General features: G+C 60.7%; 13 protein-coding genes and 1 pseudogene. 7 read left to right on the top strand and 7 right to left on the bottom strand.

Going from position 1 to position 15,009, the window contains the following annotated elements; genetic code table 11:
* Positions 1–510 precede the first annotated feature (510 nt).
* Positions 511–1,209 carry a hypothetical protein gene (locus ASE79_RS15595; RefSeq protein ID WP_146168892.1) on the top strand — a complete coding sequence of 233 codons (699 nt, stop codon included), beginning with the start codon at positions 511–513 and terminating at the stop codon, positions 1,207–1,209.
* Between the two features lie 115 nt (positions 1,210–1,324).
* The gene (locus tag ASE79_RS15590) at positions 1,325–1,999 is read left to right on the top strand and encodes a hypothetical protein (RefSeq protein ID WP_146168891.1); all 675 of its coding nucleotides are present in this window, start codon (positions 1,325–1,327) and stop codon (positions 1,997–1,999) included.
* A gap of 323 nt (positions 2,000–2,322) precedes the next feature.
* Here the strand turns inward: ASE79_RS15590 and ASE79_RS21740 are convergent, their stop codons facing one another.
* On the bottom strand, positions 2,323–2,469 hold the full coding sequence (locus ASE79_RS21740) for a hypothetical protein (RefSeq protein ID WP_235516970.1): 147 nt from the start codon (positions 2,467–2,469) through the stop codon (positions 2,323–2,325).
* A 367-nt stretch (positions 2,470–2,836) separates the two neighbouring features.
* A pseudogene (locus tag ASE79_RS21945) lies at positions 2,837–3,220 on the bottom strand (HPP family protein); the annotation flags it as partial.
* 521 nt (positions 3,221–3,741) lie between these two features.
* On the opposite strand from ASE79_RS21945, the gene ASE79_RS15585 reads away from it, so the two are divergent.
* The 3 genes from ASE79_RS15585 to ASE79_RS15575 all read left to right on the top strand — a co-directional run bounded on the left by ASE79_RS15585 (position 3,742) and on the right by ASE79_RS15575 (position 6,937).
* A complete protein-coding gene (locus ASE79_RS15585) occupies positions 3,742–5,052 on the top strand; it encodes a cation:proton antiporter (protein ID WP_056418714.1) in 1,311 nt (436 codons plus the stop codon).
* A 134-nt stretch (positions 5,053–5,186) separates the two neighbouring features.
* Positions 5,187–6,143 carry a DUF3617 domain-containing protein gene (locus ASE79_RS21075; protein ID WP_146168890.1) on the top strand — a complete coding sequence of 319 codons (957 nt, stop codon included), beginning with the start codon at positions 5,187–5,189 and terminating at the stop codon, positions 6,141–6,143.
* Positions 6,140–6,937: an SHOCT domain-containing protein gene (locus ASE79_RS15575; RefSeq protein ID WP_056418710.1), complete on the top strand. Its 798-nt coding sequence runs from the start codon at positions 6,140–6,142 to the stop codon at positions 6,935–6,937. Before ASE79_RS21075 ends, ASE79_RS15575 begins: the two co-directional genes overlap by 4 nt.
* A 119-nt stretch (positions 6,938–7,056) precedes the next feature.
* On the opposite strand, the gene ASE79_RS15570 is transcribed toward ASE79_RS15575, so the two are convergent.
* Positions 7,057–7,209, bottom strand: coding sequence for a hypothetical protein (locus tag ASE79_RS15570; protein ID WP_162237051.1), 153 nt, complete (start codon positions 7,207–7,209; stop codon positions 7,057–7,059).
* 106 nt (positions 7,210–7,315) lie between these two features.
* Between ASE79_RS15570 and ASE79_RS21070 the strand changes: the two genes are divergently transcribed.
* Complete coding sequence (locus tag ASE79_RS21070) at positions 7,316–7,813, top strand: hypothetical protein (protein WP_146168889.1); 498 nt, start codon at positions 7,316–7,318, stop codon at positions 7,811–7,813.
* Positions 7,814–7,997: 184 nt separating this feature from the next.
* Positions 7,998–8,432, top strand: a complete 435-nt coding sequence (locus ASE79_RS15565) for a pyridoxamine 5'-phosphate oxidase family protein (protein WP_056418705.1) — start codon at positions 7,998–8,000, stop codon at positions 8,430–8,432.
* Positions 8,433–8,780: 348 nt separating this feature from the next.
* On the opposite strand, the gene ASE79_RS15560 is transcribed toward ASE79_RS15565, so the two are convergent.
* The 4 genes from ASE79_RS15560 to ASE79_RS15545 all read right to left on the bottom strand — a co-directional run bounded on the left by ASE79_RS15560 (position 8,781) and on the right by ASE79_RS15545 (position 14,979).
* Positions 8,781–11,393: a TonB-dependent receptor plug domain-containing protein gene (locus ASE79_RS15560; protein ID WP_200910399.1), complete on the bottom strand. Its 2,613-nt coding sequence runs from the start codon at positions 11,391–11,393 to the stop codon at positions 8,781–8,783.
* 117 nt (positions 11,394–11,510) lie between these two features.
* The gene (locus tag ASE79_RS15555) at positions 11,511–12,806 is read right to left on the bottom strand and encodes a DUF3526 domain-containing protein (RefSeq protein WP_056418698.1); all 1,296 of its coding nucleotides are present in this window, start codon (positions 12,804–12,806) and stop codon (positions 11,511–11,513) included.
* The gene (locus ASE79_RS15550) at positions 12,803–14,242 is read right to left on the bottom strand and encodes an ABC transporter permease (protein ID WP_056418695.1); all 1,440 of its coding nucleotides are present in this window, start codon (positions 14,240–14,242) and stop codon (positions 12,803–12,805) included. Before ASE79_RS15550 ends, ASE79_RS15555 begins: the two co-directional genes overlap by 4 nt.
* Positions 14,239–14,979, bottom strand: coding sequence for an ABC transporter ATP-binding protein (locus ASE79_RS15545; protein WP_056418692.1), 741 nt, complete (start codon positions 14,977–14,979; stop codon positions 14,239–14,241). The genes ASE79_RS15550 and ASE79_RS15545 overlap by 4 nt, the downstream gene beginning before the upstream one ends.
* Positions 14,980–15,009 lie beyond the last annotated feature (30 nt).

Here is a 15,009-nt window from a genome sequence, read left to right as displayed (position 1 = left end):
CGAGAATAGGATTCAGGCATTTTGCATGTGACAATGAGCCGATGAGCACCGGACTGATGAAGATCCCCGTCTTGCTGGTATCCGGTGTCCTGTACTGGCTTTTCGTCTGCTGGGTGACAGGCGCGGCGGAACCCTGGGATGCCGACGCCTACTGGCGTCTCTGGTACCCGTCCTCGTTGGGCCTAGCTGCGCTAGCAGGGGCAGCGTTCAAGACGAGGGGGTGGATGGCAGGAGTTATCCTGACGTTTGCCCAGCTTCCTGTGATATGGCTCAACGCTGGGACTATCTCGCTCTGGGTAATCGGCCTGGCAATGTGCTGCGTCCTCGCTGTGCCGGCTGTCGCAATCTCAGCTTTTACCGGCTGGTTTGCGGCTCGCTCACGACCGTTGTGACAGGTCGCGAATGGATCCGCCTGTGCATCAGTAAAGATCATGGTAGGACCTGTTCGCCCGCGCTGGACGGTGCCCTTACCGTGTGCAGCGAGCCGGAGTGTCGACCGGAGGATGGATCGTGTTGAAGCGAGTTGGACCGGCGGTGGCGGCGATGGGATTGCTAGCCACCGCCGCGGCATCTGCCACGATACGGTCGCCCGTGGGTCTGCAGTGTACGGCGGTAACAACCTGGGCTTGCGCGGAAGCGAAGACCTGCAAGCGACGCGAAGGCGAGGCCAAGGAAAGCTACAGCTTCGACTTGGTAGCGAAGACGTATCAGGCACCGCATGATCGAGGAGCGATCACCGCGTTCGAAACTGACGACGGCGGCTTCATGACCTTCCTGCTCAGTGGCGGCCCACGTTACGTCCACAAGAACGTCGACGCCGGCGATCCGATGACGTCGTTCCTGTACATGTCGTCGATGGATATGCGAGAACTGCGGTGCAATGCACGCTACGCGCCGGATGCATCAGCGGTTGCATCCGGCGCCAGTCGCAGTCTTACCGGTCATTACCACCTGTTAGGTGTGATGGAGACGGGATCGGAACTGCTGCTACGTCCAGATCAAAGCTTTGTCTGGTTCATGAGCTACGGCGCCGCGGATCAGGCGGCGGAGGGCAAGTGGCGGGTCGATGGCGACGCGGTCCTGCTGGAGGCCGGAACCGGACCCGGCGCTGCCGCAGAACCGGCCTTCCGGCAATTGCGGTTGCTGATTGACCATGGTGCGCTGCTGCTGAACGGCACGGATAAAGGCCGGTACGAGCGGCATGCGTAACGCTGGAGTTGATCCTGCGTACTGGCGGGGTAGTACCGCGAACATGGATCATCGTCACCACCGCGCGACCACGTCGCCGACGCGCTTCACCCTGAGGCGGTTTCCGGTGCGAGCGATGGTCGCCGTCGCGGTTGCCAGCGCGTTGGCGGCATCGCCAGCCGTGGCCCAATCCGAGCATGAGGTGCTGCCGACGCCGGCATCGCTAACGCAGGTCCTGTCCTGCCAGTCGCGCGACGCGCTCGGAACCTTCGCCGAGTTGCTTTTCCTGCAGTATCGCCCGCCAGCGTGGATGCGCCCGAGTAAACTTCCTAAGGCGCTCGACGGCATGATCGGGTTGTATGGCTTCGCGGTCGAGGGCAACGTCTCGGTGTTCGAGGAGCCGGTCGACCACGTCTATTTCATGAGCGACTGGGTCGTTGCGCTGCTACCCCGCGCAAGCGCCGAGCGGGTGATTGCTGCCCAGAAGATGACGCGGGCGCCGATCGCGATCACGGAACAATATTACCGCTTTGTCGATCCCGAAACCGGGCCGATGATCGGCGGGTTCGCGCCGACCGTTGATGCGATGGCGAAAATGTTAGTCGATGCCTTCGGCGGCGATCCGGCCGCGAAGTCTGCGAAGGTGCCGCCATCGACGGATCCGAAAATGCTCCTGGTCGGGTGCAATTACGCCGTGGCGTCGCAGGAAGATTTTCTAGATGCGGCACGTGGCGCCGAGGATACCATGCGCAAGGCAGGCGCGGATATCCGGCGGATGGCCGAAGAAGGTGAGGCTCGCCCGCCACGGTGATCGTCTTGCGGAAGGCGCAGCCGGGAGTACCGTAATTTCAGTGCGACCTGGCAGGATGCCTTCGGATTGCGCAGACCTCCCAATCGCCGAAAACCCGCATCCACGGAATGCATCATTCCGACCGTCTAGTCGACGGGAGTTGCCATCTAAAACACGGCGCGCCGATACGTCGAAGACTTTTACCGCTGTCGGACGGCCGAGAAACTAACGAAGATACCCCGAACTATTCCTGTCGCCAAGCTCGGGCGAACGCCCAAGAGCAACCCTGACTAGTATCCCGAATCTTCTGGTATCCTAAACTCTCTTTAGACAGAGCAATAGCGTCATTTTCCGTCTACTTCTCGAATAATGGTGTGAAGCCACTTTAGCAGAAGCGTTGCTGACAAAATGGCAACCCAAGAAAATATAGGATCCGCTTCTTGGACTAAACCGACCTGAGCAATCCAAATTGTGGCGGTCAGTATTGCCATTGTAAGCGATGTTAACAATATTTTTTCCGCTCTCGCTTCCGATCGCCAGAGCAAATCGCAAAGCAACGCTATAAATAGCGCAAGAAGGATATTAATAGATTCTATAATCTAAAAAACTCCCGTTTGCATTACAAATATGAATTCAAAGTCAAGTTCGTGGGCGCCTGTCGAGAATTCCGCTTGCCGCCCGACTGGCCGCGTGGAACTCAACACGCCGGAACAGCAGGTCGAGGTCTTCCCGGCTCACATCGAAGGTTTCTCCGAGATCCGCGAGCGCAAGGTCGATGTCTAGGGGGTGCGGGATGCTTAACTCGGATGCAGCAAGCTTGTGACCTACTACCGGGACTGCGCGGTGCGGGTAGGAATGGCCCGAAACCCGGTGGAACGCGATGCCAGCCAAGATTAGGATCAGTGAATTAACGCCGACCGGGACGAGAGGGAAAGCGTAACCAGCTTCCAGCACTGAAGGCCCACCGATCACTGCTGTCAACGCAGCAGCCCCGCCGGGGGGATGCAGGCAGCGTAGGAGCGACATGACCAGAATTGCCCCGCCCACAGCAACCCCTGCCGCCAGATACGGTATGGGTACGAAGCGGGCCGCTGTTACGCCGACCAGCGCCGATATGATGTTACCGCCGACCACCGACCAAGGTTGTGCCAATGGGCTCGCCGGGACGGCAAAAATTAGCACTGCAGAAGCGCCGATCGGCGCCACCAGCAACGGGAGCGGCTCAGATCCGTGCAGCGCCATAGCGCACACGAGGCTCGTCAGTGCGACCCCGATTACCCCCCCAATACACGCAAAAAGGCGGTCACGCAGGGTTGCACCAGCAAGCATCATGGGGAAAAATGGCCGTCTCATATTCTCAGATTACCCACAACGATGGAGACCAAACCGCGGTAACCACATCAACTACAACTGCTCAATCGTTAGCAGAATTGCCAAGCTCGGTGTATCGGATATGGCAGGCACGCGACTGAGCCTCCTTACGAACTGAGCTTACGCCGAACCGGACCCTGCAACGTTCTACCGATCCCTGTGCCATGGGGGCATGATCGCGGTCCACGCTGAAGGCGTGACATTAGAACGACTACCCTGTGGCGCTTGGGCAACAGAACCTGGAGCGATCATCAGGAATGCTTGAGTGCATGTACCATCTGCAATGCATCCGGCTTGAAATCGGCCCCGATTTGCGTCTTCTTCCGCGGTAGGTAGCGGCACCGCGGACACAATCGACAATCGATCGGCTGGCTGGCGCATGGGGGGGACATATGGCTCTATCTGAGCTGAGCGTAGCATTCTTTTTGCAGGTCTTCGTCATCGTCGCCGCATGCCGTGCGATGGGCTGGATCATGAAGCGCTTCTTCGATCAACCGCAAGTCATCGGGGAGATGATCGCCGGCGTCATCCTGGGGCCGTCGCTGCTCGGGCTGCTTGCGCCCGACGTCCAGGCGATGATCTTCCCCAAGGATGCAAAGCCGGTGCTGTATGTCTGTGCCCAGCTCGGCGTCGGGCTCTACATGTTTCTCGTCGGCCTTGGCTTCCGCACCGACCATTTCCGATTGAACGCAAGGAGCGCGGTTGCTGTTTCAGTGTCTGGCATGGCCGCGCCTTTCCTCGTTGCCGTGGCGCTCACGCCGTGGCTCCTCAACCTCGATCTCTTCGGCAAAGGCATAACCAGCGTCCAGGCGACGCTTTTCATGGGTGCCTGTATCTCGATCACCGCGTTTCCCGTGCTCGCGCGCATCATTCAGGAACGCGGGCTGACGAAGACGCCGCTCGGTTCGCTGGCACTGTCTGCCGGTGCAATCGACGATGCCGGTGCGTGGACGGTGCTCGCGATCGTCCTGGCGAGCTTTGGCGGAGGTCCGGAGGTCGCCATCAAGGCCATCGTTGGCGGCGGTCTGTTTGCCGCGTTCATGATTGTCCTGGGTCCAAAGCTGCTGGCGCCACTTGCCCGTTGGGCGGAGCGTGAAGGTAAGGTCACCCCGCAAATCCTGGCCGTCGCGGTCATGCTGTTTGGGTTGAGCGCTTGGGCTATGGACGCTGCCGGACTGCACTCGGTGTTCGGAGGCTTTCTGCTCGGTGTGGCAATGCCGCGTGGGCTGCTGACCCGTGAGATTAGAAAGCAGGTTGAACCGTTTACCACAGCGCTGCTCGTGCCGATGTTCTTCGCCTTCTCAGGGCTCAACACGCAACTCACAATGGTCAACAGCCTCAACCTGGCTGCCATCGCTACCGTGATTCTAGTGGGTTCGGTTGCGGCCAAAGGGTTGGCATGCTGGGCGGCAGCCCGTGTCACGGGTCAGGACAATGCGACCGCCATGGCGGTCGGCACGCTGATGAATGCACGCGGGTTGATGGAGCTCATCATCATCAACATTGGTCTGCAAAAGGGCATCATCGGTCCTGCGCTGTTCTCGATGCTGGTCGTCATGGCCATCGTGACGACGCTGATGGCATCGCCCCTGTTCGAGCTTGTGTATGGTAGAAAAGCGCGGGCGTCTGGCGAGCTTGGCCAGCTTAATGAGGCAGACGATAACGAGGACATAGTAGCCGCCCCTGCCAAAGGCCTCGCCTGACATCTCGCGTGAAGTACATATGAGTTAGGGCAGCGCCACCCGCCAACCAGCGAGCTGCTGCGATTCAAATCGGACCTTCGATTGTTCATACGCCACAACAGACGATGCTAATTATAAGCTGTCCCGGCTCAATCATGCGGTGGCTCAAGCTGCTACCGGGTGTTCTGATCTTCATGCCCGCGGTCGGCCAGGGGCAGCGGGCTGGATTATGGGAGACCCGGGTCAGCATCGCCGGTGCTGCGCAAGTTGCACCAGTCCGATGCTGCGTCGCTGCCGATGCACCGTTGCACTCGCTCAGTTTATGGCCTGCGAACTGCACTGCCGCCAAAGTCAGGAAAACAACTGCCGGGATCGTTTCCAGGGTGGAATGTGAAAGTGGCCAACCCGGTACGCTGCTGATCATACAACGGGAGCTATCAGGTGATCTGGCCCGCCAGTATCGGCTTTCCACCGAAACCTTGGTGGCACGGGCAGGCATGCAGGCGGAGTTGGCTCAGTCCTTCGACACGACAAGCCGCTATCTGGGGCCATGCCAGGGGGACGACCGCGAAGCGGTGTCCGACGAAGAAAAAGTACCTGAAACCACGTGGACAGCCCTGGGGTTTGCGCTGGTCTTCGTCCTCCAGGGGATGGCGTTCGTCGGACTGGCATATGCGACGTACCGCGGGATGGCCTGGCTGTCGTCGCGGCTGGGACGTCGCGCCTACGAACGAGCCGTGGTTGCTAACATCACTGTCGACGGGGCAGGCGCGGCAACGATACCCGTGCTTGCGACCTTCACCGGAGTCCGCGGTCTGCCGTGGTGGTATGCGGTCGCGTCGAACAATGCCAAACCGCTGTTCGTGATCGAACCTGACGGCATTCGTTTCCGCGTCGCTCGCCAGCGGAAACGTCGTTATGCCGAAATCGAATGTGTCGATGTCCGGCAGGGCAGGGGCACCGTCAATCTTGACTTCACCTTCTACGGATCGCTGCTGAACTTCACGGCCAATCTCGGTGCCGTGCCGCTGGCCGCCCATGTGCTAGCTTTGCTGCCTGGAGCCGTGCCGCTGTCTGCGCGCGCCCTCGCCGTGAAGGGAATCGGCATATGAACGGACTTATTCTGTCCATGTTCGTCAGTACGATCCTGAGCGGCGTGATTGCCACTGTGAGGGATCGTTCTGTGATCCTGTGGACGATCCTAGGCGCGCTCACCGGCCCCATTGCCGTCGCGTTGCTCCTGTGTCTGCCATCGCGAAAGGCGGTCGTTACACCGACACCGATCCGGTCACTCGCTAGCGAAATTCGCGAACTACAGGAACTGCGGGAGCGAGGTCTTATCTCTGACGACCAGTTCGAGCAGGGCAAGGCACGGGTGCTGGCCTGGCCGGTCGGATCGACAGACCCACATGCGCTGGGATCAGCGCGGGCCTTGGCAGATAGCGGTTGGACATGGGCGAGTTATCACCCAGCCGCCCGCGCCGCCTTTGTCGATCTGGCGCAGCGACATCATCTTGATCTGCAATGGCCGGACGACGTGTCTTTCGAGGTCGTCTGCACCCTCCCCGTGCAGCCGGGGCTTTCCTTCGCGGTCACGCTGGCGCTCGAGAAGGGCTCGATCCATTGCTGGGGCGATGGGTGGGCGCTTGATGGGGCGGCCCCTGGAAATCCGGAAATCGGCTTGCCGGCTGACCTCGCGGAAGGGCTTGAAGCCTTGATAGCTGGATCAGGCCGATTGCTGGTGCGAACGGCCTACCGCGATACGTCGCCGTTTTGGACATCGTTGCAGGTGCAGCGGAACGGCCGCTGGCGAACGGTTGGGTATCAGGCGGGGATCCCCATCCTGCCATTGTGGCGGCGTATGATTGTCAAAAACGAAGCCGCCCTGACCATGCCGCGACAATGAATTCCTAGCGCAAGTTCTCGTCGCTGACTGTTTGGGCAAGCAGGAAGCGGCGACCATGAACAACCACGCGGGTCTCCGCCGTCGTTAGACGATGTCACGACGGCGGCATGCTCGTCTGTTTATGGCTTCAGGTTATTCTCTTTGAGCGTTTTGCCATCGGTGGCGAACTCAGCGTAGTCGCTTTCCTTGATGTCATTGGTGGCGAGCTGCCCGTCGAAGTCGAGCCGCAGCACATGGACGTTGCTGAGCGCGCCCGGCGACATCAGCCGCACGCCCGACCACGCGGGGCGCTGGCGATTTGATTCAGTGAACCTGCGCCCGATCTGCAAATTAGACCGTTGCGTTCATAACGTCCCGGAGCCGTATTGGAGAAGTGAAATGGCACTAGAAAACATTGTTAACGCGGCCAAGTCTGCTTTGAAGGATGTCGTCTCGTCGCCATCTGCTGACCCAATTTCCGACCGTGACGAGGTTTTGCAGGACTTACATCTGGCCGAAAAGGCATGGGCGACCGACGGTGTTCATTCAGGAGTATGGTTCGTCCGTGACGGCGAGCATGTTGCCTTCACGCCCACGACGCGAAATGGGGCGACACTGACGATCGGTGGTCAAACGACGAACTTCATTCCCGCTGACCGCTTTGCCGACTACCTAGTGAACATGCGGGCCGCTATCGAAGCAGGCGAATTTGATCGTGAGATAGCAGGTGCGCTCCATGGTTCGGCTAACGTCGGGGGAATTGCCGAGGTTGCGCTTCCGCCGGCTAGAGAAGGCAGTCCGCAAGATATCCGGCAAGTGCAACAGGATGCTGTACTAATTCGTGAGGGGCGCAATCCGGACGGATCGTTATCTGCAGTCGTGAGCAGTGGTTCTTAGCAACTACTGCGAACAGAGGTGGCTCGGCAGAACTGGGGAGGGGCCTCTGTCTCACCTGTCCATTTTCCAAAAACTGTTCCCGATTGTACCGATAGTCGTATTGCCGCACGCGACCGTTATGCCACCATGTTCGTTGCAACCGCTTGGGCAAACTTTCATGGCCCCACTTTGAAGGAGCAACACGATGTCGGACCTCAGCCTACACGACCTGTCAAAGAAGATGGCAAAGTTGGACTTCACGATGATGGCCACTCGCTCACCCAATGGCACCCTGACAGCCCGCCCGATGAGCAACAACGGCGATGTAGAATACCAAGGCGACAGCTACTTTTTCGCCTACCAAAACTCGCGAAAGATTACTGACCTGCGTGCCGATCCGCACGTCACGCTTAGCTATACCGGTGCCGTCGGTATGCTCGGCGGTCCCCCGCTGTTTGTAACTGTCGAAGGCGCCGCTGCGCTGATCGAGGACAAAGGCGCGTTCGCCGATCACTGGACCAAGGATCTCGATCGGTACTTTCCCGAGGGCATCGACACACCCGGTATCGTAATGATCCGTGTCGATGCAAAGGCGATCCGCTACTGGGATGGTAGCGATGAGGGCGAGATCACAATCTAAGCAAGTCACCTAAAGCCCGTATCACATAGGACTTCCGCGGCATTCTCGCGGAAGTCCTAACTTTCGCGACAGCAGGACAGCCGATTGCTGTGTAACCGTCGATGCTGATCGGCGCGGCTTGTCAGCGCTACATGCGACCCGCCCAAGTGTCGCAAAACACCTGTTTGTCGCATAATCGTAATTGCGACTGGGTTTTCCACATAGGTGCCCACGAACTGGCGTCATCGTTCAGACAGTGCGAAGGGCGGGAGACTCCCGTCCCAGCCAGCGCCTCGTTCGAGGGAAGCGACGCAGCAGGTCCCTTTCAGTTATCGCTACGCTCAACACTCCGTCCTGAGTCATGCCGTGTTAAAAGCTGTAACTGCCGCGCATGAACACTGATCTACCGTTGAATCCGAACGGGGAAACGGCGTTGTAAGGCTGGGTGCCGGCATTGTCGGCGCCATTGCTCCCGACCGCAACGCTAGAGACCGTTGAGGCGATATTTTCGTCCGGATAGATGTTGAAGACGTTTTGCGCTCCCACGCTGAGCCTAAGCGCACGGGTCGCCTGCCAGCCGACATCGATATCCGTCAGAATCTTGGCACCAAAGCGCTGGATGATGTCCGAGTTCGCCGCACTACCTACCGAGGGAACCAAGCGAACGTCATAGCCCTGTACCAATGCTGCGACTTGAGCCGGCGTACGATTGAGCAACGCTACCGTCGCGACGCGACCATACCGGGTGTTGGTGACGGAGAACGTAAACGGCCCTCGCGCATAGTTCAGATCCAGCGTGATCTTGTCGCGCGGTAGGCTGTCAGAGAAGCGGAGCTGCTGGGTGAGATCAAAGAGTGGCGTGGTGATGCCCAGCGCCGCGATCGGTGCCGGGGTGCCCGCGATTCTGTCGAACGTCGTCTTGTTGTAATTGCCGGCAAGCGTGGCTGTGATCCGGCTTCCGCCTCCAAAGCGATGTCGGTAGTTCATGACCAGATCGATGCCCTTTGTCTCCGTGTCGACCGCGTTGGTCAGGAACGACAACGCAGCGAAGCCAGACTGCCCGTTGGCTGCCAAATAGCTGGTCAGGCGGGCGTCCTGAAAGGTCGATGAGATGGCGATGCGGTCACGCACCTTGATCCGGTAGGCATCGAGTGTCGCTGTGAAACCGCCAGCCTCGAAGACGGTACCGATAGATACGTTGCGTGACTGTTCAGGTTTCAGGTCAGTCGCGCCTGCCAGCCGCGCTGCAGGATTGTCGACTGCCGCCACTCGTACGATCGCCTGGGCACCGTTGAGGATCAGCGTATTCGATGCGTTATAGCCGGACTGTGCCAGCGCAGGCGCACGAAAGCCGGTGTTGTAAGAGCCTCGCAGCGCAAGCCCGCCGAACAGACCGAGCCGCCCGGCAGCCTTGAAATTCGTGGTGCTGCCGAAGTCGGAATAACGTTCGTGCCTGGCCGCACCTGACAGCAACAGCCGGCCAAAAAACTGCTTTTCCACTTCGCCATACATCGCGACGCTGTCACGAGTGATCGAGGCACGATCATCGGGTCCGTTGCTCGGTCCGGGTTGCGAACCTATCGGCCCTGGACGACCGGCGTTGGGGCCATCCGGGATCAATACGCCGCCATTGCGATAGCCATCGGGCGCCCCCGAGAAGAGACGGTAGGCTTCCTCGCGATACTCGGCGCCGAAAGCCAGTCTAAACGGCTGATCGTCACCGACCGGGATCTCTCGCGTGAAATCGAGGTTCGAGGTCCATTGATAAAAGTCGCTACCGCCGCGGTAAAAGCGCGACGGGGAGGCAGCCCCCAAGGACACGTTGACGCTGTCGACGTAAGTCGTGCGGACGGTGCTGACGCCATAGACGGTCGACAGGTCCCAACCGAACCCTGCCAGATCGTCTCCACGCAGACCGATCGCGGTGGAGAAATTCTCCAGCCTGGTGTCGAGGCCTGGGCTGTAACCGTCCGGGTAGAGCGCGCGTACCGTCTCGTCCTGTCCAGGACGGCGGAAGAAGTACTGGATGTCGCCGTCGAGGCGATTGTAGCCACCGAAGCTGTAGAGTTCGGTGCCCCCTGGCAGGGGCGCGACGAGGTTGTAGAAGAGCTGGTAGTTTCGGTTTGGCTGATCGCCCTGCTGAAATACGTTCCGGTCGAACCTGGCTTCCCGCGGGTCGAGCGTCCCGTTCGATGGTGTCAGTCCAACACCGGAGCCATAATTGCCAGAAGGCGCGACCGGCCGACCAGCGGCGTTCGTCCCGAAATACTGCTGCCGCGTATCTGCCCGCGCACGATTAGTGCCGTCCCGGTCTTGGTAAGCTGCGGTCAGGCGCAGGACCCCGTTCGCTCCGAGCGGGATGCCGGTGGAGGCGCTTGCCTCGTAGGTGTCACCGTCGCCCTTCGTGGTCTGCACATAGCCTGCCTGCGCGATGGTGCCGAGCGAGCGGTCGAGGATCATGTTGATCACCCCCGAGATCGCGTCCGAGCCGTATTGGGCGGCAGCACCGTCGCGCAGCACTTCGATTCTCGACATGGCAAGGGTCGGAATGGCATTGAAATCAACCGCGACGTCGCCGCGACCGATGCCGTTGCTCGAATTGAGGTCGGCTGTGGTGTGGCGACGTTTGCCATTGATCAGCACAAGCAGTTCGCCGGCCCCTAGTCCGCGCAGGGAAGGTGGCTGGATGAAATCGCCGACACCTGATGCCAGCGGTCGCGGGGCGCTGAAGCTCGGCACCTGAACCTTCAGCATCTGGATGAGATCGACACGCCCACTCTGTTGCAGCGCCTCACGCGATATGGCGTCCACTGGCGTCGACGATTGCGTTGTCGTGCGGCCGCCAAAACGACTGCCCGTAACGACGATCTCCCGGGCCTCATCATTGTCTTCGACTGCGTCGGCTTCCCGAACGACCTCCTGCGCAAACCCAGGCATCGGCATCGCAGCTGTGGCGGCAAGCGCTATCGCAAATGAACGCATGTAGACCCCTTAAGTGATGTTATTCTATTATGTTGCTCAGGCTGCCGATGGCCGTGTTTTGATCAGCGAACAGCCTGATAGCTCCGGGTGAGCCGTTCACCGCCGTAAAGGGTGGTTTCAGGGCCGGTCAGCGGCCTCGTTTGATCCACCCGCTGTATTCATGCGAGCGGCAAAGATCGGTGCCCGACCGAAGTCGACCCTGCCAAACGGCCGGTCGCGAAACAGATACCCGTAGTAGAAATTGCGCAGCCTGGCGTGGAAGGCACGCACTCGGTCCTGATATGCCAGCTGTGCGCGCACGTCGGTATCGGCCAGCCGGGTCAGCAAAGCCTGTACTCCCACCGAAGGCAGCACCCACCCAAGCATGCGCGCAGCGGCATCGCGGCGTTCCAACCCGCTTCGATAGGCGCGGACCTTGGTCGCGACGCTTTCGTCACCAAGCTGATGGAAGGCGAAATACCATTTGTAATGGAAGGCCGACCCGAGCGGGGCAGAGTCCGCCCATTCGGGATGACCGGCATAGAAGCGGCGCATCGTCGTTTCGCGAGGAATGTCCCAGGCGCGGTTGACCATCTCGCGCTGGGCAAGCGCGATCTCTGCGCCCTGACCGATCGGCACGGCGCGGTTGATTGCGACGTGCGCCAGTGTCGGCAGGACGAGCACCAGCACAAGCCAGCACGCTGCGAGCGTTGCAGCGTTTGCAACCGAGCTCCAGCGGAGTCTCGCGACCAATGCGGCGAGCGCTGTCCAAAACAGGAGGTAAGCGAGGATTACGGCGAGAACCGCAAAGATCGCTGCGCCCCCGACACCGGACGCTACCGCGGCAACGAGGAAGGGCACGGCAAGCGCCGCCCATAACAGCGCGATACGCAGCAGCATACGTCGACGCAGCAGCTTTGCGCCACCCCGTGGTAGAGCATCCAGCATCCGCAGCCGCCCAGCCTCGCGTTCTCCGGACGTCAGATCATGGAACAACGCGACCACAAATAACGGCGCGAGGAAGACGAGGACGAACGCAAAATCGAACCGGCCTGGCAAAGCGAGTTCAGGATTGAAGATGTCGCCGTCATAGATCTGCGCTTCCAGCCCCAACGCCCGGACTCGCAGGATGTAGGGCGAGACGTCGCGCATCCCGAGTGCGGCGAAGGCTAGGGGGGACGGTGCGTCCCAGGTTGGGTGGAAGCTGTAATAGCCCGCACTGCCCGCGTCCTTGGTCCGGTCGACATAGTCGGCAACGGCCGCGATATCTTCGGATTGCGCGGCCGGGATTGCGGCGATCGCGGTACGCTGCCGGGAAATTTCCACCATGCCTGCAGTGACCGCAGCAGCGGTGAGTATGGCCATCAGGATCAGTGCCACGACGCTTAACCGCGCACGGAGCAGCAGGCGCAGTTCATGCATCCACAGGGTCATTGACGGGCTCCCAGAAGGCGAGTCACCCGCGTGAGCAGCAGGGTGGCGACTGCCAACCACAGTCCCAGAATACTGATCCCGGGCAGCGCCGCGGCCGCAAGCGCCGAGGCACTTGGCGCAATGAAGGCGAAATCGGGCATATGCTGCCAATTGTCCGCTGCAATTCGCTTGCGGCGATCGGCACCCGCATCCTCGGCGATATCGTCGGCGTAGCTGACATTCTTCGCCTCCATCCGATTAAGACGCTGCACAAGGGCGTAGCGATACGTCTCTGCCTGTTCGAGGAAGCGACGATGTCCGGCAAAGTCGGTGTCCGCCGCAGCCATCGACAGCGCGCGGATCGCGATCGTTGGGCTCAGGACACCGATCGCATCGACCAACCGGTTCTGAGCGGTCTGCGCCGCGAAGCTGGCACCTGCATAGCGATCGAACAAGCCGGACGTCAGCCGCTCCCCCTCCATTGCCAACAGTCCTTTGTAATTCACCGGCAGATCCTCGACCCGGGTTACGCCATAGCGTTGCAGAACCGACTGCTTGAAGGCCGCCAGATGCGGATCGTCGGGATTGTGACTGTCGCCCAGCTGGCGCAGGTCGCGCGCGATGGCGACATCGGTCTGAAGACGGTTCTGGAGCGGCACCGCGGCCCCCGCAATGTCGGGGGCGATGCGCGGCACCAGCACGACCGCGACCGTCCATATTGCCAGCAGTGCAAGGAGGGCATCGCGCCCGCGCCGGGCAAAGCCCGACGCGAGCAAAATCAGGACGACCCACAATGCAAGATACAGCGCATAGCCTAGCCCGATGGCTGCCATTGGTAACGCCAGCGTACCGGGTTGCGCGACGACTGCGACAAAACCGACCATCGCCGGCAATCCGACGATCAATGCCACGATCCCGAGCGCGGCAAGCTTGCCACGCACGAGCTGTCCGCGCGAGACACCCTGCAGCATCAGTAATCGCAGTGTTCCTCGTTCGGTCTCGCCCGCCAGCACGCCGAAGCCCAGGAAGATCAGCAGCAATGGGGCGACTACCTGAAGGACGAAGGCGGGGGTGAGTTGCCCAAAACGGACCAGCAAGGAGCTTTGCCGGACGTCGCCGAAATTGGCGCTGTTCTGGCGGTGGCCTTCGAGGAACATGCTGTTGCCCGTGAAGGCGTCGACACCGGGATCGAACGCGGCCAACGCTCCCAGCGGACGATAGATGAAGGTGCCGTAGTGGACCATGCGGTGCGGGTGGCGATCAGGTTGAGCCTTGAACGCCGCAGCAGCCACCTGCTGATGCCGCATGCGCAGCTCGGCGATGCCGCGTTGGTGCGACCATGAACTGAGTACAGCCGCCAGGGTCAGCAGGACGAGCAGAACAAGCGCGATCACCGCCACGCGGTTGCGTGCCATCAACCGAAGTTCGTCACGCGCGATCAGGTGGGTCGCACTCACGCCGCACGGGTCCCTACGCCGACCTGGAATCGCGCGTGCAGGGCGCGAATGTCGAATCTTTCGGACCCGGTGGCCGTGACATCCTCGACGATCCGGCCCTGTTCAAGGAAGGCGATCCGGTCGGCGACATCGGCGGCAGATAAGAGGTCGTGCGTTACCATCAGCACCGCGGTGCCACGGTCGCGCACTTTCAGCAGCAGCGCGTTGAAGTCGGCGGTTGCGCGCGGGTCGAGACCAGAGGTCGGCTCGTCGAGCAGCAGCACCGGGACTTCGCGCAGCAGCGCCACCGCAATCGCAACCTTCTGCCGCATCCCCTTGGAGAAGCCGCCCAGCCGCTGGTCCCACGCCCGGTTCTGCAATCCGGCAGCAGCCAGCGCAGCGGTGATCGTTCCTCGGTCCTGACGTTGATCGGCGAGTGCCAACAGGTAATCGGCATTTTCGACCGCGCTCAGATGCTCGTACAGCGCGACGTTCTCGGGGAGATAGGCAATGCGTCGGCGTGCCGCGTCAGCGTCAGTCCCTGGATCGATGCCGCAGACTGCGATCTGTCCCGCATCGGCGCGCACAAAGCCAAGGAGAGCGGACAAGGTGGTGGACTTGCCGGCTCCGTTGCCGCCCAGCAACGCCGTGATGCTGCTGGCGGGAACGGTAAGCGAAAGACCGTCGAGAACGCGATGGTTGCCGTAGGCAAGTGCCAGTTCGTGAATGGCGATAGGGTTACCGTTGTTATCGGGCATAGGCCTCAATCTGCAAGCGACATGATATAG

Source organism: Sphingomonas sp. Leaf28 (genome assembly GCF_001421685.1).
GTDB lineage: Bacteria > Pseudomonadota > Alphaproteobacteria > Sphingomonadales > Sphingomonadaceae > Sphingomonas > Sphingomonas aurantiaca.
Note: the sequence above shows the minus strand (reverse complement) of the source record. Positions and strands in the feature narration are given on the sequence as shown.

Excerpts from the sequence above, each read along its gene's own strand:
- ASE79_RS15545 (WP_056418692.1), bottom strand. The coding sequence starts at position 14,979 with ATGCCCGATAACAACGGTAACCCTATCGCCATTCACGAACTGGCACTT.
- ASE79_RS15555 (WP_056418698.1), bottom strand. The coding sequence starts at position 12,806 with ATGACCCTGTGGATGCATGAACTGCGCCTGCTGCTCCGTGCGCGGTTA.
- ASE79_RS15585 (WP_056418714.1), top strand. The coding sequence starts at position 3,742 with ATGGCTCTATCTGAGCTGAGCGTAGCATTCTTTTTGCAGGTCTTCGTC.
- ASE79_RS21075 (WP_146168890.1), top strand. The coding sequence starts at position 5,187 with ATGCGGTGGCTCAAGCTGCTACCGGGTGTTCTGATCTTCATGCCCGCG.
- ASE79_RS15560 (WP_200910399.1), bottom strand. The coding sequence starts at position 11,393 with ATGCGTTCATTTGCGATAGCGCTTGCCGCCACAGCTGCGATGCCGATG.
- ASE79_RS15565 (WP_056418705.1), top strand. The coding sequence starts at position 7,998 with ATGTCGGACCTCAGCCTACACGACCTGTCAAAGAAGATGGCAAAGTTG.
- ASE79_RS15575 (WP_056418710.1), top strand. The coding sequence starts at position 6,140 with ATGAACGGACTTATTCTGTCCATGTTCGTCAGTACGATCCTGAGCGGC.
- ASE79_RS15590 (WP_146168891.1), top strand. The coding sequence starts at position 1,325 with ATGGTCGCCGTCGCGGTTGCCAGCGCGTTGGCGGCATCGCCAGCCGTG.
- ASE79_RS21070 (WP_146168889.1), top strand. The coding sequence starts at position 7,316 with ATGGCACTAGAAAACATTGTTAACGCGGCCAAGTCTGCTTTGAAGGAT.
- ASE79_RS21740 (WP_235516970.1), bottom strand. The coding sequence starts at position 2,469 with ATGGCAATACTGACCGCCACAATTTGGATTGCTCAGGTCGGTTTAGTC.